Source organism: Nocardia goodfellowii, assembly GCF_017875645.1.
Lineage (GTDB): Bacteria > Actinomycetota > Actinomycetes > Mycobacteriales > Mycobacteriaceae > Nocardia > Nocardia goodfellowii.
Genome location: NZ_JAGGMR010000001.1, coordinates 6,491,757 through 6,511,204 on the forward strand (window position 1 = coordinate 6,491,757; position 19,448 = coordinate 6,511,204).

The following is a 19,448-nucleotide window of genomic DNA, read 5'->3' on the forward strand; positions in this document are numbered from 1 at the left end:
TAATCGGCGGCCGACCCCGGATCCGGTTCCCCGACACCGCGCGGCGTTGCGTGGACAGCGCGGGCCGGTGCTGGTCAGCGCCGATACAAGTGCTCGATCGCGTCGGCGTAGCGTTCGGCGATCACGTGCCGTTTGACCTTGAGGGTGGCGGTGAGTTCGCCTGATTCTTCAGTGAAGTCGTGCTCGAGCACAGCGAACTTCTTGATGGCTTCGGCGTGCGAGACGGTGCTGTTGGCGTCGTCGATCGCGTGCTGCACTTCGGCCTGCAGGGCGGGGTCGGTGCGCAGGTCGGCAATCGTCGCGTCCGCCGGTTTACCGTTGGCCGTCTTCCAAGCCGGGAAGGCCTCGGGGTCGATGGTGATCAACGCGGTGATGAACGAGCGTCCGTCACCGAGCACGACGGCTTGTGAGATCAGCGCGTGTGAGCGGATACGGTCTTCCATCGGTCCGGGCGAGACGTTCTTGCCGCCCGCGGTGACCAGTAGATCCTTCTTGCGGCCGGTGATCGAGAGGAAACCGTCCTCGTCGAGTTCGCCGAGGTCGCCGGTGCGCAGCCAGCCGACCGGCAGGGCCGCGGCCGTAGCCTCCTCGTTGCGCCAGTATCCGGCGAACACCACCCCACCGCCGAGTTCGATCTCGCCGTCCTCCGCGATCCGAACCGCGTTGCCGCCCAAGGGCTTTCCCACCGTGCCGATCTTCACCGAACCGGGCACGTTGACGCAGTGCGCCGCGGTGGACTCGGTCAGCCCATAGCCTTCGTAGATCGGGACGCCCAAGCCGCGGAAGAAGTGCCCCAGCCGAGGCGCCAGCGCGCCGCCACCGGAGATGACGAATTCACAGTGCCCGCCCAGCGCCTCCCGCAGCGGCGAGTACACCAACCGGTCGCACAGCGCATGCCGAAGGCGCGGCAGCGGCGCGGGGCGGCGCACGAATCCGCCTGTCTGATCGATGTTTTCACTCCACCGGACGGCCGTGCGCTCGGCGAAACGGAATACCGCGCCCTTGATTGTGCCGCCTTCGTGCGCTTTCTTGTACGCACCGTCACGCACCTTCTCGAACACCCGCGGGACGCCGAGGATCGTATGCGGCCGGAAGCGGGTGAACTGCGTGGTGATGGACTTGAATTCCGACCAGTGCGCCTGGGTCATACCCCCTTCCAGCGCGGCCATCGACACGGCGCGGGCGAGCACATGCGCGAGCGGCAGGAAGGTCAGCATCCGCTGCCCCGGGCGGGCGACCTCGCCGATGCTGGCGGTCAGGATGCCGCGCACCTCGGAAAGGAAGTTACGGTGCGTGAGCATGCACCCTTTCGGGCGACCGGTGGTGCCCGAGGTGTAGACCAGCGAGGCGAGATCGTCGGCGCGCAATCCGTCGAGCCGCTCGCGCAGCGCCGCGTCCGGGATATTCGCGCCGTCGGCGATCAAGACAGCTTCGGCCCCGTCACCGATGACCAGCATCCGCCGCAGAGTGTCCGGCGCATCGTTGAGCAGTTCCTTGTGCCGGGTGGTCTCCACCACCGCCAGCGTCGCGGCGGAGTCCTCGAGGATCCAGCGCACCTGGTCCGCCGAGGACGATTCGTAGACGGGGACGGTGACCGCGCCCGCGGCCAAGATCGCGAAATCGAGCAACGTCCATTCGAACCGGGTCGCCGACAGCAGCACCACCCGGTCCCCGCGCTGAATCCCATTGGCGATCAACCCTTTCGCGACCCCGGAGACCAGGTGCGCGAACTCCTCGGCCGTGACATCGAGCCACTCGTCCGCGACCGGCCGGGAGAACAGCACGCGCTGCGGCGCCCGTTCAGCCTGGTCGTAGACGGAGCGGACGATGGTTTCATCCGGGGCGATGGTGAAGGTGGTGGCCGCGGCGAACTCACGCATGATCGTCTCCCATGGTCGGAGCGGACTGACTGAAGCGCCGAAGCGCGCGGGCGAACTCGGCGAACTCCTGGGGCGTCCAGTCGGCCGTGCGCTCGGCGAGCCGAGCGAGATCGTGGCCGGTTGCCGCCGCGAGCACGTCACGTCCGGCAGCGGACAGGGTCAAGGGATAGCCGACGTTCAGGCTGCCCTCCCCCGCCTCGACCCAACCCGCGTCCATACACGCCCGCAGCTGCCGCGACACCGTCGACCGATGCACACCGAACGATTCAGCGATCTCAGTCGCCCGGCAGCCCGGATTCCGGCCGATATAAGACAGCGCCGCCTGCTGCGCGAACGACGGCAGCCCCGAGGCGGCAGGACGACCCGCGATGATCTCGCGGACGATGTGCGTCAGCGCGTCGTGGACTTCGACGAGTTCAGGCGGCCATTGCCCAGGTGGGTGTTGCATAGCGCAACTATATCCCTGGCCGCCGCGATCAGCGTTGAGGGAGGTGCTCGTCGCCGTCCGCAGGCGCGTCGCGCAGCGCCGAGGCGAGGCGAGGCGAGGCGAGGCGAGGCGAGGCAATGGCGATGGCGATGGCGATGGGGATGCTGCCCATCCCCGCGACCGAGGATGCGCTCTTGACGCCCCAGGCGACTCTAACGGTCGATTCTCAACCGCGGCCGGAGATCAACCGCACGGTCTGCACGATATGCGCGCACAGCGCACCTGCCCCGTCGCGCACCTCGACGGTGACCACGACTTGACGTCCGCTGACGCGGAGCGGAATAGCCGTCGCGATGGCGACATCGGTGACCGGGCTGAGGAAGTGGGTGGTGGAGTCGGCCGTCGCCGGAAGGATGCCGGGCGTTCCGTTCAAGGCCGCGCAGACCGCGGCGGTCGCGTCGCCGAGTGCCATGACAGCGCCGCCGTGCAGGCCGCCGCCGGTTGTGGACAGGGCGACGGAGTGGGTCAACCTGGCGACTACGGCGTCCGGCTGGATGCGATCGAACTCCACGCCGAGGGTGCGGACGAACGGGGCGAGGGCGTAGACGTCCTCGGCGGTGACAGTCATGGTCGATCCCTTCTAGTGAACATTCTCTAGAGAGAAGACTCTAGAGAGGTGGGCGCAGTAGTGTCCAGGCATGCCTCGATTGGTGCACGACACGGACCACATCCTGGATACCGCCGCCCGGCTGCTGCACGACGGTGGACCGGCCGGGGTGACGGTGAGCGCGGTCATCCGCGCGGCAGGGGTATCGAGTGGTTCTGTCTATCACCGGTTTCCGGATCGGGCCGCGCTGCTCGGCGCACTCTGGACGCGCACGCTCCTGCGCTACCACACCGAGGCATATCCGTTGTTCGACGGCGACCCGGTCGAGGCCGCGGTGGCGCTGGCGGAGTACACGGTGCGCTGGTGTGCGGCGAGCCCGTTGGACGCCCACGTATTGCTCACCGGCGCCGCCCGATTCGGCGCCGACGCGTGGCCCCACGCGGTACGTGCCGAACGCGACACCGAGAACGAGCGCTGGAACGCGGCCCTGCGCGATCTCGTGGACCGGCTGCGCACACGGACCGGCCGCAGTCGCACGGCGCTGCTGCTGGCGGCCGTCGATCTACCGACCGCCGCGGTGCGACGCTACCTGGCGTCCGGATCCACCATCCCCGAGGACTTGGCCGAGGTAACCGCCGCGATCGTGCGCGACGCGTTGCGGTGAGCAGACCGGTTATGTCGTCGCCGGTTGTCCGTCAGGGTCCAGCGGCTCACGCAGCAGGCTTTCCAAGTCACCGGGGGCGGGTCCCGCCAGAGGTGCGCCCCCGGTGGGTCGTAGACCGCTGACGAACAGGGTCAGGTGTCGGTCAGCGAAGGTGGACCACAGGGAAGTTCGCGGCAGCGGCTGCGTCAGCAGGGCGGCGCAGATGACGATATCCGTGGCGACGACGTCCGGGCGGATCGTGCCGTCGGCCCGGCCATCGGCCAGGAATCGTTCGAGCGTGGCGGCGATACGGTTCCGGGCGGCGAGCGCTTCGGAATCGATGAGCGGTGGAGCGCCACGCAACGGCAGCACCAGTTGATCCCCGAGGTCCAGGCAGCGGCGCAGGTAGGTCTCGATCGCCTCAACGCTGGTCTCGCCCGATGCGGTGATCTCGTCGAGAACGGCTTCCAGCATCGCGTAGGCGCGATGTTCGAGAGCGTGCAGCAGCGCCGTACGGTCGGGATAGCCGCGGTAGAAGGTGCCGACACCGACACCGGCGGCAGCGGCGATTTCGGTCAACGGCACCGAGGGCCCGCGCCGGGAGATCAACTCGGCCGCGACGGTGAGAAGTTTCTCCCGGTTCAGGGCGGCATCGCGACGCACGGCACGGTGGCGGGACGATCGGGATTCTGTCATCGTCTCGTCATTGTCGTCGCACGGTGCCGGTGTCCATCCGGCTGGGTGCGATCCGCTGGTCCGGATCAGAGCTCGTAGCCACCCCGCATCCCGCGCAACCAGTTATCCGGAATAATTCTTCCGGATAACTGTTGGACGAGGTGGCGCTCGCTCGGCGCCACGAACAACCCCCGAAAGGACCTTCGCCATGACTGATCTCTGGACCCCCACCACGGTCGGAACCATGCAGCTTGCCCACCGAATCACGTTGTCCCCCATGACCCGCGGCCGCGCGAACTATGACGGCACCCCGTCGCCGATGGCCGCCGACTACTACGCTCAGCGTGCCGCCCTCGGCATGCTCGTCACCGAGGGCACCCAGCCGTCGGCTACCGGCCAGGGATACCTCAAGACCCCCGGAATCCATACCCGTGCCCATGTCGAGGGCTGGCGCGCCGTCGCCGACGCGGTGCACGACGCCGGTGCGTATCTGGTCATCCAGCTCATGCACACCGGTCGCATGGGTCATCCCGACAACACGCCCGACCATCACATTCCCGTCGCACCCTCGGCGATCGCGCCGGAGGTGGACATCTTCACTCCCGCCGGCCCGCGGCCGGTTCCCGTCCCGCGCGAACTCACGACAGCCGAAATCGAGGGCATTGTCGGGGAATTCGCGGACGCGGCCTGGATGGCCGTGCAGGCCGGCGCCGACGCCGTGGAGATCCACGCCGCGAATGGCTACCTGCTGCAACAGTTCCTGGCTCCCAACGCCAACCGGCGCACCGATCACTACGGCGGCAGTGTCGCCAACCGCGCCAGATTCACCCTGCAGGTCGCCGAGGCTGTCGCCGAGATGATCGGTGAACACCGCACCGGTATCCGGATCTCCCCCGGTGCGCGCCTGGGCGACATCGACGAGGGGCCCGACTCGGCCGCGCTCTATCGTCACCTCGTCACCGGATTGGCCGAACTCGACCTGGCCTTCCTCGACGTGTTCTCCTTCACCGACGACGCCGGCCTGCGGGAGATCCGGGACCGGTGGCACCGCCCCCTGCTGCTCACCCGGGCCGGCCGCACGCTCGACCGGCTCGGCGACGACATCGATGCGGGCTTGGCCGACCTAGCTCCGGTCGGCACGGCCGCTCTGGCGAACCCGGATCTCGTGGACCGGCTCCGGGCGGGCGCACCGCTCAACGCTCCCGACCCCAGCACCTTCTACACCGGTGCCGCCGAGGGTTACACCGATTACCCCACCCTGCGACTGAACGCCGCGTAGCACCCCGGGTGACCGGACCCCGCCACAGTCGGCGGGGTTCGGTCACCGAGCCATCGAGTTCCGCTGCGGCACTGCCGCTCTCACTGCCCGTTCAATTCCTGATGCCACAGCAGATCGGTCATACGCTCGACGGCCGTGGCGAGGTGGCGGCGGTAGGTGCTGAACGGCAAGCCCAGCAGTTCGGCGGCGACCTCCTGGGTCGGCGCGCCTTTGAAGTAGCTGACGTTGACGGCCCGATGCAGCTTCTCCCCGCCTCGTTCTCCGAGTAGCGCCTGCGCGGCATCGGTGAGGAGCTCGGGCAGGTTCTTGCCGCTGTCGACCACCAGGCGGCTGCGGTTGAGTGGGTTGTCGGCCAGCGCCGCCGGTTTGCGCAGCCCCCGCAGCGCCTCGCGGACTGCCGCGTCGAACTCGGGGCGTGACAGTACGACCAGCTCATCCGGCCCGGCGATCGTCCCGTCGAGCATCGATGCGCCGGACAGCATGGTGTCGGTCTTCTTCCGCAACCAGGCACCGGGCGGTAGCGCGCGCCAATCGTGGCGGAACAACGCGTACTCGTGGTCACCGACCTTCGGCGTCGAGGCGATGCGATCCCAGCCGACGTCACCGAGGTGGTCGTTCCAGTAGCCGTCGTCGCGCATCACGATGAACGACCAGGCGAGTCGCTCGCCGCGGATCATCTCGCCCACGGCGCGCCACTGCGTCAATGTGGTCGGCGCGGAAGGCCGCTGGTACGCGGCGGGCCCGACGGTGTACCGGGCGACGGCCATGTACTCGCCCGCGCGCAACGGCCCGTGCGCGCGGGCGTGGTCCCAGGCCGCCGCGACGACGGGGTCGATATCGGCGCCCTGCGGCCCGATGAGTGTCAGCCAGGCCGAGAACGCGACCGGCTCGTCGGTGTGCGTGGAGTGGTACACGCGAAAAGCTTCCGGCTGCCGGTCCAGCCAGAAGGCCGCGATCGCGGCCGAACCGGTACCTTCGGTCCGCCGCACCATGTCCAGCAGGCGCTCCCGCTGGGTCGCGACATAGGGCCGGTCCTGCACCGACCCGACCTCGTGGAAGACATTGAAATCCGACATCTTCCGGTCCGCGCGATACAGGAAGATCAGCGCTCCGGTGCGTGGGAGCAACTCCGATTCCGGTGCGGCGCAGAGCTGTTCGAGATGGAAGTCACGCAAGCTGCCGTGCATCTCGGCGAAGCCCTCCGGATCACGCCATTTGAGGTCCGCCTCCAGCGCTTCGCGTACCACGTCATGGGGGAACAGCCCGGTGTCCGTCGATTCGATGAAGGGCTGGGTCCGTAGCCAGGCGAACAGGTCGGCGGCCTGCGCGCCCATGAGCGCGCGTAGCAAGGATTCGGAGGTGATATAGGAGTGCGCGCAGATCTCGAGCGCCCGCCGATGCGCGAGGGTCGGAGTATCACCGACCAAGCGGCGCAACAGTGTAGCGATGGTTTGCTGGTTCGGACGCCAATCAATGGGCGCCGCATCGCTTTTCGCCGCCACGGCCGCGGCCAGGGTCAGTGCGAGCGGATTGCCGCCGGTGAACCCGAGCAGCGCCGGTTGTGCGGTGACCGGAATCCGGCGGACCGAGAGGAATTCGGCCGCCTCGTCGGGCGCGAGGTTTCGTAGCGCGGTGACCCGCAGCAGGTCCGCCCACCCCGGATCGGAGGTCAGCACCGGGTCGGGCGCGACCCGCCCCGCGATGATCACGATCGTCCCGGTCGGCAGCCGCGGGAGAAACCGTTCCCACAGCCAGCCTTCCAACCCCTGGCATTTTTCGAAGGTGTCGACGAGCAGTACGACTGCCGGGTCTCGCACGGCGGCCGCCGCCGATTCCAGAAAGCCTTCCGGCGTCGGTGTCACCGTGCGGCCGTCGACTTCGACGACGGTGCGGCCGGCCAGCTCGGCCTCCCTGGCGAACCGGCGCAGCAGAGTGGACTTGCCGATACCGCCCGGACCGTGCAGATAGTGCACCGGGCGGCCACCGGGCCGGCCCGTCAGCTGCGCCCGGAACGCGTCGAGTTCGACCTGCCGTCCGACGAACGCCCGGTCGCGTCCGACAGCCAGACTGTCACCGAACACCTCAACGCCCTCGCTGGCCACGCCCATCCCTTTCCCTACCGGCGCGCCCGACGCTCGAGTACCAGCGCCGGATCGACCTGAATGCCGAGGTTACCGGCCGTCGAACAGCGCCCGGCACCGGACGGCCCGCGGACCAGTGGACCAGCGGGCCGTCCGGTGCCGCGGAATCAGTGGCTGGACAGGAACTCGAGCAAGAGCTCGCCGACGCGATCCGGGGCCTCCAGTTGCAGCCAGTGGCCCACACCGTCGAGTCGTTCGTAACGCCACGGTCCGGTGACGTATTTCTCGGTGCCGAGCATCGCCCGCTCGGTGAGATAGGGGTCGTCGCTGCTCCACACGCCCAGCACCGGCGCGGTGATCGGCGGCAGGACGGGCGGATCTACCAGAAGTTGCGGCCCGGCACCGGTGCGATACAGCGCGAGACTCGCGCTGAGCGAACGAGGATCGCGTAAGCGTTCGACGACTTCGTCGAGGTCTGGATGACCGGCCAGCCAGTCCCGCGCGTTGGCGAAATCGTGCTCGGCCAACCAGCGTTCGGCGATGCCGTGAAACTGGAAAAACAGGAAATACCAAGACTTTTCGCGCTGCGCCAGGCCCGCGTCCACGATCGCCGCCGGATTGCCGACCGAGAGGCTGGTGAGACTCGCCACCCGGTCGGGATGGTGTGCGGCGAACAGTTGGCCCAGCGAGGACCCCCAGTCGTGCCCGACCACATGGACCCGTGGCACGGCGAGTTCGTCCAGGATGCCGATCAGATCCGCCAGGTATCGGTCGAGCTCGTACTGCTCGAGTTCGGCGGGCTTGTCCGACGCGCCGAAGCCGCGGAGGTCCGGGGCGATGGTGCGGTAGCCTGCCGCGCGCAGGACCGGCACCTGGTGCCGCCAGACCGCATGTGTGTCCGGAAAACCGTGCAGCAGAAGCACATCCGCTCCCGAGCCGCCGACCTGGACTTCGAGTTCGACGCCGTTGGTGCGTAGGCGCATCACTTCGCTCCGAGCACGGCGAGCAGCTCCGCACGCGACGGACCCGCCTCCGGGTAGCGGGCCGCGCCGGTGCCCAACTGGATGGCCCGGTCCAGCACACCCGGCCGCGCCAGCGCTTCGTCCGGACCGGTCAGCAGTGACCCGACATCGCCGAACGCACGCAGCACGTCCGGATCGGCCAGCTTCGCCACCTCCAGCGCCTGCCGCAACGCCCACTCCGGATCGTCGGTCTCGTAAGGGACACCCGCCATTTCGCCGTCGATCTGCGCGAGCCGGTGCAGATCCCAGGCCGCGGTCCCCTGATGAAGCGGACCCAGTGTGGTCTCGGTGACCTCGTCGAAACGCAACGCGAGCTTGTCCAGGTCCTCGATACCTATCTCGCGCAACACATCCCGCAACAGCAGTCCATGGGTCATGCCCATGGTGATGCCCATCCCGAACGCGGGATTGGTTGTCGCCCAGGCATCTCCGATAGACAGCAACCCGGTCGCCACCGGACGGCCTTCGACTACCAGGCGCCGATGCCGGGCCTCCATCCCGGACATGGCGAGCACACCGGTGATCGGTTCCCCGTACGAAGCCCAGTGCGCCGTATCGGGATACCGCGCCATCGCCCGCTGCCACGCCTCCGGATCGCTCAGCGCGCGCAGGGCGCGGTCCCGGCCGGAGACGAACACCGCCAGCGCCCAGGTACCCGCATCGCCGGGGACGGTGGTGATCGACAGGCTGTCGTGGTGGTAGAGCGGCCAGGTGGCCTGGGCCGGCATGGAGCCGTCGGCCGAGCGGAAATACCGGCTGTAGGCGAGGAACCCCGCCTCATGCTTGTGCAGCGCCGGGGCGGCGGCTCCCGCCGCGGCGAGCAGTGCGCCCACCGGGGAATTGCGGCCGAGCGCGTCGATGACCAGGTCCGCGGCGATCGTCTCGCCATGGGCCGTCGTCACCCCGGTAATCCGCGGCAGTCCGGCAGCGCCTTCGGTCATGAATCCCGTGACCGCAGTATCGCGTCGGATCGCGATTCCGCTGTGCGCGGCCACTTTTTCGAGCGCCGCCTCGATGACGGGGCGACGAGCGGCGAGCGTATCGAAGCGGTCGTCACCGTCGAGCCGGCCGCCGATGGCCGGCAGATCGAAAGCACCGTCGAGCATATTGTGTGACCGAGCACCTGACCTCCGCAGCTCGGCCACGGCCTCGGGCAGTTCCCGGGTGAGCAGCCGGTAGGCGCCCGGCATCAGGATGTGCGGGTGCCGGAACTGGTTGACCCCGGTCCGCCGCCACTGCTCCCACGCGTGCTCCGGCTCCCCGGCCGGTGCACCGTTGTCTCTGTCCAGCAGCGTGACTCGATGTCCGTCCCGGGCCAGTAGCAGTGCTGCGGTCAGTCCGGTGGGCCCGCCACCCAGAACTACTGCGTGTACTGGTCGGCCTGTTTCGGTGGTTCGCATGGGAATCCTTCCAACTGTTCGAAGCGGTCAGGAGCCACTGTCGACGCGGAAAGAGCTCATTAGCCAGACCAGAAACTGCTCACTTGCCGCCCGACAAACCGCCACGCCGCAGAGGGGATGGCTGGGAAGTGAGCGGAATCGTACGAGGTTTCGCTAGGCCACTAGACGTTTGCCGCAAGCAGAAGTCCAGCCCCGGTGACGCGGTCTCGAGGCATCTTCAGGAGAGCAGCGGCCGCATGAACGATCGTTCATAGCGGAGTACACACCCGCTCTCGTCCCGGATCCGGTCGGCTTCGATGAAGTCGGCGTCGACCCCGAACAGCGCCCGGTACTGCTCATACGCCGCCAGACTGGAAAAACTGAACAAGGCCAAGGCCTTGTCGCTGGCACCTTCGCCGGGCAGGAAGTAGCCGTGGTGTGTCCCGCCGTGCCGGTTCACCAACTCGATCCAGCGCCGACCGAACCGTTCGAACGCCTCGATTTTCGTGGGATCTATTACATATTCGACGACACAGGTGATCATGGCCGAGCCTAACAACCGATGCGCTTGCTACCGGGTCACCCCGGGGTCGCCAAGCCGTATCGACGGGGCCACTGGGCACGGTCACCGGCTCTTTGTGGCGTCGCCGAGGTCGGCTGATGCGCAAAGGCTCCGACCGGCCGAACTCGCTCACGTGGGATTTCGGTGCGTCGGCCGGGTCACCGAGTGTTCTCGACCTGAGCGATACCGGCGTGGCAGGGCTGCCGCGTGCGACGGCGCGTGGCCGGACGCCTTCGATTCGACGTCGCCGCACGCCTGTCGGCTCCAGGCGAAGCGGTGATTGTACGCCGCGCGGCCGCCTGTCGCAGGGGGTTGGTCACGGCGGAGCGGGCTCGAACTTCATTAGCTGGATTAGCGCACACGTAGCCCCGGCCCCTTGGGTACTATTCTGCCGCAACCGATTTCAAGGGAGACTACGTGTATCCGCAGCATGCGCATCAGGATGCTACCTCCGGCTCACAGCCTGCGAGGGAGGGCACAGATCCGCGGATCCCGATCTACGATGCCGAGTTCGCGGCCGACCCGCACGGGGCCTACCGGCGGATGCGCGACGAGTACGGGTCGCTGGTGCCGGTGGAGATATGGCCCGGTCTACCGGCAACCCTGGTGATCAACTACGCGACGGCGGTGCGCATTCTCGGCGACCCCGATCATTTTCCGGCCGATCCGAGTACCTGGCAGCGAACTGTGCCGTCGGGTTGCCCGATCATGCCGATGGTCGAGGCGCGGCCCAATGCGATCCGCACCAGCGGCGCGGCGCACGCGCGCTACCGCGCGGCGCTCAACGATGCCCTCGCCGGGGTCGACCTGTACTCGGTGCGGGCCATGGTGGACCGTTCGGCAATCCCACTTGTCAATACATTCTGCGCGGACGGCAAAGTCGATGTGCTGAGCCAATACGCGCTGCCGCTGGTCTTCTCGGTCTTCTGCCAGACGCTGGGCTGCCCGCCCGACATCGGTGAGCGGGTCGCGGCCGCCTCGGCCGCGATGTTCGACGGCGTGGACACGGCCACGGTCAACGCGCAGATGGGTGAGGCGCTGCTCGATCTGACGGCGCTGAAGCGGGCTCAGCCGGGCGACGACGTCACCACCAGACTGGTCCAACATCCAACGGGCTTGACAGATGAGGAGATGGTGCATCAGCTGGTTCTGCTGTTCGCCGCGGGTGTCGAACCGCCGCTGAATCTGATCGCCAACACTTTGCTGTTGATGATGACCGACAACCGGTTCACCTCGACGGTCAACGAGGCGCCGCAGACCACGCGCACCGCGATCGACGAGCGGTTGGCCACCGACCCGCCGATGGCGAACTACTGCATCACCTACCCGCGGCAACCGACGCTGATCGACGGCGAGTGGCTGCCGGCGCACCAGCCGGTGGTGATCAGCATGGCCGCCTGCAATACCGATCCGCAGTTGTACACCGGCGCGTCCGCGGGCAACGACTGGAATCTGGCGTTCAGCTCCGGCGACCACGCGTGCCCCGATCACGCTCGGCTGTACGGGATTCTGCTCGCGCAGGACGCCATCGACCAACTGCTCGATCTCCTGCCGGACATGAAACTGGCCGTCCGCCAGGAGGATCTGGTGTGGCGTCCGGGACCGTTCCACCGAGCGTTGACCGCATTGCCGGTGGTGTTCTCCCCCACCAGCACGTTTGCCACTCTGTAGCTCTCCGCGGACCCACCGGGCCTGAATCTCCATTATGACGATTCCGGCCCGGTTCGGCGACCCCAACTGAGAGTGATCGCTCCAGGTTCACCATGGGACGATTTGTGCAACAATACAATTCGTGACTTGGTCGATGGCGATTGGGCGGCAACTCCGTTGTCGCACGGTCTCGCGACCGCAATGTCGGCTCGGCAGCCTTGACACGCTGTTACACCGCCCGCCCGCGCGAACAGACCACCCGTCCCCGATCGGAGCCGATCGGGCCACTGGGGTTCGGCGAACAAGCGTCATGTTCTCGCGCAACGGTTTCGACCCGAGGGGCGTGGTGCGTCGAGCTCTTGACAGGTGATCGTCCCGGCCTCTTCTCTCGGTCCGCGCGACGTCCGCATGCTCATGCGGCCTCGGCGGGTGCTGATGCGTCGAATGCCGGCAGCGATGGCCTCGTTTGCCCAGCGGCGCCGTAGTACCGCTGGGGTCGTAAGTGAGTAGGAGGCAGTTATGGATAGGCGCGGGTACACCGAAGGGACATCGCTGGCCGGGCTTCTCCGGCACGGCAGCCCGGATTTCCACCAGCGACTGCAACAGGTGCTGAGTAACCCGGACTACTTCGTCAACGAGCGGATGAGCCAGGCTCAACGGCGAGAAAATGCCTACGACCAGCTGCGATACCTCGTCAAGGAGATCGGCAGCACCCAGGCTGTCGCCACTGATCTGCCCAAGCTGTTCGCGGTCTTCGACTGGTCGGCGGTATTGGCGACAGATCTGATACCACTGATTTCGGGGCACTACAATCTGGCCTCCGGCAGTCTGGCCACGCTCACCGACTCCGATTCCGCCGCACCGTATCTGGAAGATCTGGACGACGCGTCCAGCATCGGCGTCATGCTGCTGACGGAGTACGGCTGTGGGTCGAACATCCAATTCATGCAGACCCAGGCGAGGTGGGACGGCGACGGATTCGTCATCGACACCCCGGCCCCACTGGCACGAAAGTTCATGCCCAGCGTAGGGATTCCGGTCTCGCGGGTCTGTGTCGTCGGGGCCCGATACATCGATTCCGCGGGCGTCGATCAAGGTGTGCACCTGTTCGCGGCGCGACTACGTGGTCCAGACGGAGCACCCGCGCCCGGCGTGACGATCACCCAGCTCGACCATCAGCCGTTGGTCATCATGGACAACTCGGTCATCAGTTTCGACAATCTCCGCGTCGAGCGCAGCGCCTGGCTCAGCAATGACCTGGCCACCATCGACGACAAGGGTGTGCTGACCTGGCACGACGAGAGCAGCCGCAAGCGCGGCTTCGCCTCGGCGATCAGCCAGCTCACCGTGGGACGGTTGGCGCTCTCGTCGTGCCTGAACGCCACCGCACGCGCCTCGCTCTACATCGCGCTGCGCTACGCCGCCAAGCGGGCGGTGCCGCTGACACCCACCGATACACCGCGCATGCTCGATCTCCCGCATGTTCGCGACACCCTGCTCACCGATCTGGCCGGGACCATCGCGCGAACCATCTACGGAAACGCGATCAAGACCTCGCTGGCCGTCAGCGATCTCACCGATCGCGACACCGTCGTCTCGGTGATGCTGGCCAAGCACTTCATCCAACCGCACGCGCTGGCGACGGTGACGAACGCTCGCCTGAAGATGGCCGCCCAGGGCATGTTCAGCGCCAACCGGGTCGCCGACTACCTCGGCGTCTGCCACGCGGCCATCACCGGCGAGGGCGATTGCCACGTGCTCGGTTCCGTCGCGGGCCGCGTGCTGGCCAAGCACCTGGCCGGTAAACCCGTGCCGGAACCCGGATTACACGACCCGCTGGACCCCGCCGACCGCTTGGGCCTGCTCAACGCGCGCACCCTGACGATCGTGCAAGAGGCACAGCAGTACCTGGCCTCACCGGATCTCGCCGACCGGTTGGCGATCATTCCGGACGCGCTCAGTCTCGCCGAGGCCTACTGCGCGGAGGAGGCGCTGCAACTGCTGCACCAGCACGCCGACCATGCCGAGATCGCGGCCGTGCGAGACGTTTTCGCACTGCACTATCTCAACCAGCATGCCGCCTGGTACCTCACCCACGGCATGCTCGACATCGACGGCGCCCGCTCGATCGCCGAGCAGCTCCGCCATGCCATAGCGTCCCTCGCCGATCACCTGCCCAGCCTGCTGGACGCTTTCGAGTTCGACGACGAAATCCTCGGCGCACCAGTACTTTCCATGGATCTACCGGCAGCGTGGGCGGAGCGCTGCACTTCCACGGCAGACTGACCCGATCCGAACAGGCACCGGGCGGGCGTTCACGTCCGTCCGGTGCCCGACTCGGCGGGCACGCCCGCTGCCTCCGATCGCCATCGAAGTGGCCGCACCACTCGCCCGGCCGATCAGGTGCAGCGCGGAAGCATCGTCTGGGTTCCGGTCAGGGAGCCCCGACCGGCGTCAGGCAGCTGGCGGGCGGGTCGACCAGGATGCAGAGGGCTGGGCTGCGGGTGGGGCGGTAGTCGGCGGGGACGCCGCCGTCGTGGACGAGCCGGGTGTAGGCGGCGACCGCGTCGGTGGGGCGGCGCACGAGGGCGGGGTCGGTGCGTACGTCGACGGTGTAGAGACCGAAACGGGGTGTGTAGCTGCCCCATTCGTAGTTGTCGGTGATGCTCCAGTAGTTGTAGCCCATGACATTCATGCCGTCCGCCTTGGCGCGCTGGATCCAATAGACGGTGTCGCGCAGGTGATCGCCGCGTGCGTAGCCGTCGGCGCGGGGGCGGCCGTTTTCGGTGGGCATCCCGTTCTCGACGATATAGAGGGGTTTGCCCGGGAAGCGACGTGAATAGTGTTGCAGCGCGTAGTAGATGCCCTCCGTGCGCAAAGGCAGATCCCAGATGTTCTGGCCGGGCAGGTTCGGCAGCGCGGATCCCAGGGCTCTGGTGATCGATCCGAGCAGCGACCGCGCCGGGTCGTAGCCGAAGTAGTAGTCGATGCCGACATAGTCGAGCCGGTTGCCGACGCGGTCGAGGAAGCCACCGTTGACCTCCGCCTCCGCGCCCGCGACATAGCCGACGTTGCTGGTCACCTGCGCGCCGGGCTGGACCTGGTGGATGTAGTCGTAGATAGCGTTGTGCGCCTGAGCGATTCGATCTTGCATCTCGCCCGCGTCGGCGGCTCCCCTGCGGACCTCGTGCGAAATGTACGCGGCGGGCTCGTTCACCGCGACCCACAGCGGCGTGCGGGCAGCATAACGATCGACCACCGCCCGCATATTGGTCAGCCAATCCTCGACCATGCCGGGATTGCGCCAGCCGCCGCGATCCACCGCCCAACCCGGATAGACCCAATGGTCGAGGGTGATCATCGGACGCATCCCCGCCGCAACGATTTTCGCGATGACCGCATCGTAGAAACGGAATGCCTGCTCGTCCCAGACCCCCGGCGCCGGCTGCACCCGCGCCCACTCGATCCCGATCCGGAAAACCTGTACGCCCAGCGCCGCCGCCGAGTCCACGTCCGACGCGTAGCGGCCGTAGAAGTCGACCGAATCGCCGAGCGGGTCATAGTCGGGATGCGACGGAATGTACCGGGTCCAATTGCTGTCGGGCGCATGGCCTTCGGACTGGAAGCCCGAGGCGGCGACGCCCCAGAGGAATCCCGGATCCACCGGCGCGATGGCAGCGGCCGTCCGAATCGGGGGCGCCGCCTGAGCGTGTGTACACAGCAGCAGGGCCGACGCGGCGGCGGCGAGTACAGCGAGGACATGCCTACGTAACTGGAATCGCATCACCTCAGGGTAACCACGGCGTGCGGTGGGCGTGCCGTTTGCGTGATAGCCCGCCCGTCGTTCCGCGAGGTCGTCTACACTGCGCATTTCGCAGGGCCACAGGCGGTTTCGAACCGGCACCTGCTACTCTGCGGCCGCGGGCACCTGGAATCCGAACCGCTGTCGATCAGGCAGATCGCCGGCGCGTTCGAGAGCCGCGCCAGACGCATCGCACCCAGGCGGCGGCGGGTCACGACCCCCGGAACGCGCGCCGGTAGGCACCCGGCGTCGTACCGACGTGGGCGCGAAAACGGCGGCGCAGGTTGACCGCCGAGGTGAGTCCCACCCGGGCCGCGATGGCGTCCACCGGCAGGTCGGTCTCCTCCAGCAGCAGGCGCGCCTCGGCGATCCGGCGGGACAGCAGCCACGCGCCGGGGCTGAGGCCGAGTTGCTCGGTGAAGCGCCGCGCCAGCGTGCGGGGCGAGACGTTGAGGTGCGCGGCCAGATCGCGCACCGTCAGCGGGGTCGCCAGGCGCGCGCCCGCCCACTCGAGCAGACCGTCCAGCGCGTCGGTGGGTGGCGCGGGTGGCGCGTATTGGATCTGGCCGCCCTCGCGGTGCGGCGGCATCACCATGTGCCGCGCGAGCAGCGCGGCGTGGGCGGCTCCGTGGTCACGGCGGACCAGATGCAGGCACAGGTCGATCCCCGCGCCCGCTCCGGCACTCGTGGCGACGTCGCCGTGGTCGACGTAGAGCACGTCCGGCTCCACGCGCACCTCGGGGAACTCGCGCGCCAGTTGCGCGGCCCGCGCCCAATGCGTTGCCGCCGAGCGCCCGTCCAGCAGGCCCGTGCGGGCCAGCGCGAAGACTCCGGAGCAGATGGTGACCAGTCGCGCCCCGCGAGCGTGTGCCTCCAGCAGCGCCTGGCGCACGCGATCGGACAGCGGCGCCTCCACCGGTGTCCAGCCCGGGATGAGCACGGTGTCCGCGTGCGTCAGCGCGGCGAGGTCCCGCGACACCGACATCGCGTAGCCCGATGTCGTCGCCACCGGGCCGGGGGTTTCGGTGCACACCGAGAAGTCGTAGTACTGCGGCACACCGTCGCGCTGGGTGCCGAATACCTCTGCGGCGCAGCCGAGCTCGAAGGTCGACTGCACCGGCCGGACCAGAGCCACAACACGGTGCATGACCAGAAAGTACCCAATGATGTCAAAGCGGACACCTTTTCCGAGCATGTCCGTGGGCGCAGCATGAGAACCATGGATTCCGACATTCTCACGCAGGCCGGGTACGCCGCCGCCTCCGTCAGCGACGCCCCGGTCCGCGAACTCTTTCCCGGCATTCGGCTGCGCCCACTCTGGAAAGGATCGGACGGCGCGCACGCGAACGTGCTGGAGATGGACCCGGGTACCGCATGGCCGCACCGCGACCTGCACGAGCCCGGCCCGGAGGAGGTCTACGTCGTCGCGGGCGTGTTCAACGACGGCGCCCGGGACTACCCGGCAGGAACGTTCCTGCACGCCCCCGCCGGCTCGTGGCACGTGCCGGCCACCACGACCGGCTGCACACTGTTCCTCTTCTATCCCGAGGGTTAGAACCGGTCACTTGCCGTAGGTGTAGAAGCCCTCACCACTGCTGACACCGAGTTTGCCCTTGTCGATGTAGTTCTCCTTCAGCCATGCGGCCAGTTTCTGCTCCTCGGCGCCGCCGTGGGACAGGATGTTGTAGGGCGTGTTGAGGCCGATGATGTCGTACATCTGGAACGGGCCCACCGGTGCGCCGGTTCCGATACGCCACACCTTGTCGACATCGTGCGGGGCGGCGTATCCGCCGGCGGCCAGCGCGGTGGCGGCGTTCAGGAACGGGACGAGCAGCGAGTTGAGCACGTAGCCGGCCTTCTCCTTGTGGACCGGGATGGGCACCATTCCGATGTCACCGGCGAACGCCACGACGGTGTCGAACACCGCGGGGTCCGTGTCGGCCGTGCCCATGACTTCGGCGGTGTTGTACTGCCATACCTTGTTCGCGAAGTGCAGGGCGAGGAAGCGGTCCGGGCGGCCGGTGGAATCTTTCATGTCGCTGGGCAGCAGGGTCGAGGAGTTCGTCGCGAAGATCGTCTTCGCCGGCGCCAGCTCACCGAGTTTGCGGTAGGTGTCCTGTTTGAGGCTCAACACCTCCGGGATGGCCTCGATCACCAGGTCGGCGTCGGCCACGGCCTTGGCGAGATCCGCGGACAGGGTGATCCGGGCGAGGGCTTGCTCCGCCCGGCCCTCGGCCGCGCCGGCGACGTTGTCGTCCTTGTACGCCTGGACCAATCCGCCGAGGGTCCGCTCGGCCTTTGCCAGGGCGTCGTCGTTGATGTCGTAGGCGATGACGTCGAATCCGTTGTACGCGCTCTGGAAGGCGATCTGTGCTCCCAGCACGCCGGTTCCCAGGACAGTTACCTTCTTGATCGTGGACATCATCTCTCCCTCGTCCTGCCTAGTCGGCTGCATGAGTGGCTTGTTCGTCCCTGCCGGAAAGCCTGCCATGAACGCCGGGCTCGGCGGCGAAGCTCGAGGTGCGCTGGTGGGTGTCTGCCCTCGGCACAGCAGTGCCGATCGACCCGTCAGCCGGGGAAGCGATGGTGCTGGGCGAGAGCTTCGAAAAGCTCCTGCGCCGCGGTCCCGCTTCCGGCGGAGTCCGCGATCCGGGACTGCGCGACCTGCTCGTGCAGATGTTCCATCCGCATGTCGAGCCGGTTGGCGGCGTCCGCCGCTTCGGTCAATTCCTTCAGCAATCCCGGCGGCACGTCGCCCCCGTACCGATAGAAGATCTTGTGTTCGAGACTGGCCCAGAAATCCATGGCGATCGTGCGGATCTGGAGCTCCACCGGCACGTGTTCGACGCGGTCGCTCATGAAGACGGGCAGCTCGAGCAGCAGATGCAGGCTCTTGTACCCGTTGGGTTTCGGGTGCGCGATGTAATCGCGCACTTCGGTCACGGTGACGTCCGATTGGCTGGTGAGCATATCGGCGATCCGGTAGGTGTCCTGGATGAAACTGCAGGTGATGCGCACACCCGCGATGTCGACGATGTTCGCCCGAATATCGTGCAGCGTGGCCGGTATGTCCTTGCGCTGGAGCTTGCGCAGGATGCTTTCCGGGGACTTCAGCCGGGACCTGACGTGCTCGATCGGGCTGTAGTCATGGATGTAGGTGAATTCGTCGGCGAGGATGTTGATCTTGGTCATCAACTCGGAGGTGACGAAGCGGTAGGACATCATGAACCGCGTGAACTCGCCCTGGAAGGTCGCGAGGTCGCTGTCGGGGATGCTCATCGATGAACTTGTCGCCTCCATGCTCGGTGGATCGAAACCGCTGGCCTTGGGGACATTCTGGCACTGCGATCTGAGACTGGGCTGAGCCGCTCCAGAGTCGCGTGCACGGGTTCCACGGTCCGCATTTTGTACTTTGAAGTACAGAACTGGTACCGTTTCGGC

General features: G+C 67.4%; 17 protein-coding genes. 5 read left to right on the plus strand and 12 right to left on the minus strand.

Annotated features, from left to right (window positions below; translation table 11 throughout):
* Window positions 1-74: 74 nt before the first annotated feature.
* From BJ987_RS30030 to BJ987_RS30040, 3 genes are all read right to left on the minus strand, one after another.
* On the minus strand, window positions 75-1,880 hold the full coding sequence (locus tag BJ987_RS30030; protein WP_209896445.1) for an AMP-dependent synthetase/ligase: 1,806 nt from the start codon (window positions 1,878-1,880) through the stop codon (window positions 75-77).
* On the minus strand, window positions 1,873-2,328 hold the full coding sequence (locus BJ987_RS30035; protein WP_209896446.1) for a MarR family winged helix-turn-helix transcriptional regulator: 456 nt from the start codon (window positions 2,326-2,328) through the stop codon (window positions 1,873-1,875). Before BJ987_RS30035 ends, BJ987_RS30030 begins: the two co-directional genes overlap by 8 nt.
* Before the next feature lie 205 nt (window positions 2,329-2,533).
* Window positions 2,534-2,935 carry a PaaI family thioesterase gene (locus tag BJ987_RS30040; RefSeq protein ID WP_209896447.1) on the minus strand — a complete coding sequence of 134 codons (402 nt, stop codon included), beginning with the start codon at window positions 2,933-2,935 and terminating at the stop codon, window positions 2,534-2,536.
* Window positions 2,936-3,005: 70 nt separating this feature from the next.
* On the opposite strand from BJ987_RS30040, the gene BJ987_RS30045 reads away from it, so the two are divergent.
* The gene (locus tag BJ987_RS30045; RefSeq protein WP_209896448.1) at window positions 3,006-3,578 is read left to right on the plus strand and encodes a TetR/AcrR family transcriptional regulator; all 573 of its coding nucleotides are present in this window, start codon (window positions 3,006-3,008) and stop codon (window positions 3,576-3,578) included.
* Between the two features lie 9 nt (window positions 3,579-3,587).
* Here the strand turns inward: BJ987_RS30045 and BJ987_RS30050 are convergent, their stop codons facing one another.
* Entirely contained in the window at window positions 3,588-4,253 is a 666-nt protein-coding gene (locus BJ987_RS30050; RefSeq protein ID WP_209896449.1) for a TetR/AcrR family transcriptional regulator, read from the minus strand.
* Between the two features lie 187 nt (window positions 4,254-4,440).
* Here BJ987_RS30050 and BJ987_RS30055 point away from each other — a divergent pair, with 187 nt between their 5' ends.
* Window positions 4,441-5,511, plus strand: coding sequence for an alkene reductase (locus BJ987_RS30055; RefSeq protein WP_209896450.1), 1,071 nt, complete (start codon window positions 4,441-4,443; stop codon window positions 5,509-5,511).
* 80 nt (window positions 5,512-5,591) lie between these two features.
* Here the strand turns inward: BJ987_RS30055 and BJ987_RS30060 are convergent, their stop codons facing one another.
* From BJ987_RS30060 to BJ987_RS30075, 4 genes are all read right to left on the minus strand, one after another.
* Window positions 5,592-7,613 (minus strand): ATP-binding protein, encoded by a 2,022-nt coding sequence (locus tag BJ987_RS30060; protein WP_209896451.1) that lies wholly within the window; start codon window positions 7,611-7,613, stop codon window positions 5,592-5,594.
* A 146-nt stretch (window positions 7,614-7,759) separates the two neighbouring features.
* Window positions 7,760-8,575 carry an alpha/beta fold hydrolase gene (locus BJ987_RS30065; protein WP_209896452.1) on the minus strand — a complete coding sequence of 272 codons (816 nt, stop codon included), beginning with the start codon at window positions 8,573-8,575 and terminating at the stop codon, window positions 7,760-7,762.
* Window positions 8,575-10,014: an NAD(P)/FAD-dependent oxidoreductase gene (locus BJ987_RS30070; protein ID WP_209896453.1), complete on the minus strand. Its 1,440-nt coding sequence runs from the start codon at window positions 10,012-10,014 to the stop codon at window positions 8,575-8,577. Before BJ987_RS30070 ends, BJ987_RS30065 begins: the two co-directional genes overlap by 1 nt.
* A 217-nt stretch (window positions 10,015-10,231) precedes the next feature.
* Window positions 10,232-10,537 carry an NIPSNAP family protein gene (locus BJ987_RS30075; RefSeq protein WP_209896454.1) on the minus strand — a complete coding sequence of 102 codons (306 nt, stop codon included), beginning with the start codon at window positions 10,535-10,537 and terminating at the stop codon, window positions 10,232-10,234.
* 435 nt (window positions 10,538-10,972) lie between these two features.
* Between BJ987_RS30075 and BJ987_RS30080 the strand changes: the two genes are divergently transcribed.
* A complete protein-coding gene (locus BJ987_RS30080; RefSeq protein ID WP_209896455.1) occupies window positions 10,973-12,226 on the plus strand; it encodes a cytochrome P450 family protein in 1,254 nt (417 codons plus the stop codon).
* Window positions 12,227-12,724: 498 nt separating this feature from the next.
* Window positions 12,725-14,491: an acyl-CoA dehydrogenase family protein gene (locus tag BJ987_RS30085; RefSeq protein WP_209896456.1), complete on the plus strand. Its 1,767-nt coding sequence runs from the start codon at window positions 12,725-12,727 to the stop codon at window positions 14,489-14,491.
* Between the two features lie 148 nt (window positions 14,492-14,639).
* Here BJ987_RS30085 and BJ987_RS30090 read toward each other — a convergent pair whose 3' ends face one another.
* Together BJ987_RS30090 and BJ987_RS30095 are read right to left on the minus strand one after the other, a co-directional pair.
* Window positions 14,640-15,989, minus strand: coding sequence for a family 1 glycosylhydrolase (locus BJ987_RS30090; RefSeq protein WP_209896457.1), 1,350 nt, complete (start codon window positions 15,987-15,989; stop codon window positions 14,640-14,642).
* 229 nt (window positions 15,990-16,218) lie between these two features.
* The gene (locus tag BJ987_RS30095; protein ID WP_209896458.1) at window positions 16,219-17,154 is read right to left on the minus strand and encodes a GlxA family transcriptional regulator; all 936 of its coding nucleotides are present in this window, start codon (window positions 17,152-17,154) and stop codon (window positions 16,219-16,221) included.
* Between the two features lie 72 nt (window positions 17,155-17,226).
* Here BJ987_RS30095 and BJ987_RS30100 point away from each other — a divergent pair, with 72 nt between their 5' ends.
* The gene (locus BJ987_RS30100) at window positions 17,227-17,562 is read left to right on the plus strand and encodes a cupin domain-containing protein (RefSeq protein WP_209896459.1); all 336 of its coding nucleotides are present in this window, start codon (window positions 17,227-17,229) and stop codon (window positions 17,560-17,562) included.
* Window positions 17,563-17,568: 6 nt separating this feature from the next.
* Here the strand turns inward: BJ987_RS30100 and BJ987_RS30105 are convergent, their stop codons facing one another.
* Complete coding sequence (locus BJ987_RS30105) at window positions 17,569-18,432, minus strand: 3-hydroxyacyl-CoA dehydrogenase (protein ID WP_209896460.1); 864 nt, start codon at window positions 18,430-18,432, stop codon at window positions 17,569-17,571.
* 143 nt (window positions 18,433-18,575) lie between these two features.
* Entirely contained in the window at window positions 18,576-19,286 is a 711-nt protein-coding gene (locus tag BJ987_RS30110; protein ID WP_245366195.1) for a GTP pyrophosphokinase, read from the minus strand.
* Between the last annotated feature and the right edge of the window lie 162 nt (window positions 19,287-19,448).

Bases quoted from the DNA above. Each gene is read 5' to 3' on its own strand.
- BJ987_RS30085 (WP_209896456.1), top strand. From the start codon at position 12,725: ATGGATAGGCGCGGGTACACCGAAGGGACATCGCTGGCCGGGCTTCTC.
- BJ987_RS30040 (WP_209896447.1), bottom strand. From the start codon at position 2,935: ATGACTGTCACCGCCGAGGACGTCTACGCCCTCGCCCCGTTCGTCCGC.
- BJ987_RS30070 (WP_209896453.1), bottom strand. From the start codon at position 10,014: ATGCGAACCACCGAAACAGGCCGACCAGTACACGCAGTAGTTCTGGGT.
- BJ987_RS30100 (WP_209896459.1), top strand. From the start codon at position 17,227: ATGGATTCCGACATTCTCACGCAGGCCGGGTACGCCGCCGCCTCCGTC.
- BJ987_RS30075 (WP_209896454.1), bottom strand. From the start codon at position 10,537: ATGATCACCTGTGTCGTCGAATATGTAATAGATCCCACGAAAATCGAG.
- BJ987_RS30095 (WP_209896458.1), bottom strand. From the start codon at position 17,154: ATGCACCGTGTTGTGGCTCTGGTCCGGCCGGTGCAGTCGACCTTCGAG.
- BJ987_RS30065 (WP_209896452.1), bottom strand. From the start codon at position 8,575: ATGCGCCTACGCACCAACGGCGTCGAACTCGAAGTCCAGGTCGGCGGC.
- BJ987_RS30090 (WP_209896457.1), bottom strand. From the start codon at position 15,989: ATGCGATTCCAGTTACGTAGGCATGTCCTCGCTGTACTCGCCGCCGCC.
- BJ987_RS30035 (WP_209896446.1), bottom strand. From the start codon at position 2,328: ATGCAACACCCACCTGGGCAATGGCCGCCTGAACTCGTCGAAGTCCAC.
- BJ987_RS30030 (WP_209896445.1), bottom strand. From the start codon at position 1,880: ATGCGTGAGTTCGCCGCGGCCACCACCTTCACCATCGCCCCGGATGAA.
- BJ987_RS30105 (WP_209896460.1), bottom strand. From the start codon at position 18,432: ATGATGTCCACGATCAAGAAGGTAACTGTCCTGGGAACCGGCGTGCTG.
- BJ987_RS30055 (WP_209896450.1), top strand. From the start codon at position 4,441: ATGACTGATCTCTGGACCCCCACCACGGTCGGAACCATGCAGCTTGCC.
- BJ987_RS30050 (WP_209896449.1), bottom strand. From the start codon at position 4,253: ATGACAGAATCCCGATCGTCCCGCCACCGTGCCGTGCGTCGCGATGCC.
- BJ987_RS30110 (WP_245366195.1), bottom strand. From the start codon at position 19,286: ATGAGCATCCCCGACAGCGACCTCGCGACCTTCCAGGGCGAGTTCACG.
- BJ987_RS30045 (WP_209896448.1), top strand. From the start codon at position 3,006: ATGCCTCGATTGGTGCACGACACGGACCACATCCTGGATACCGCCGCC.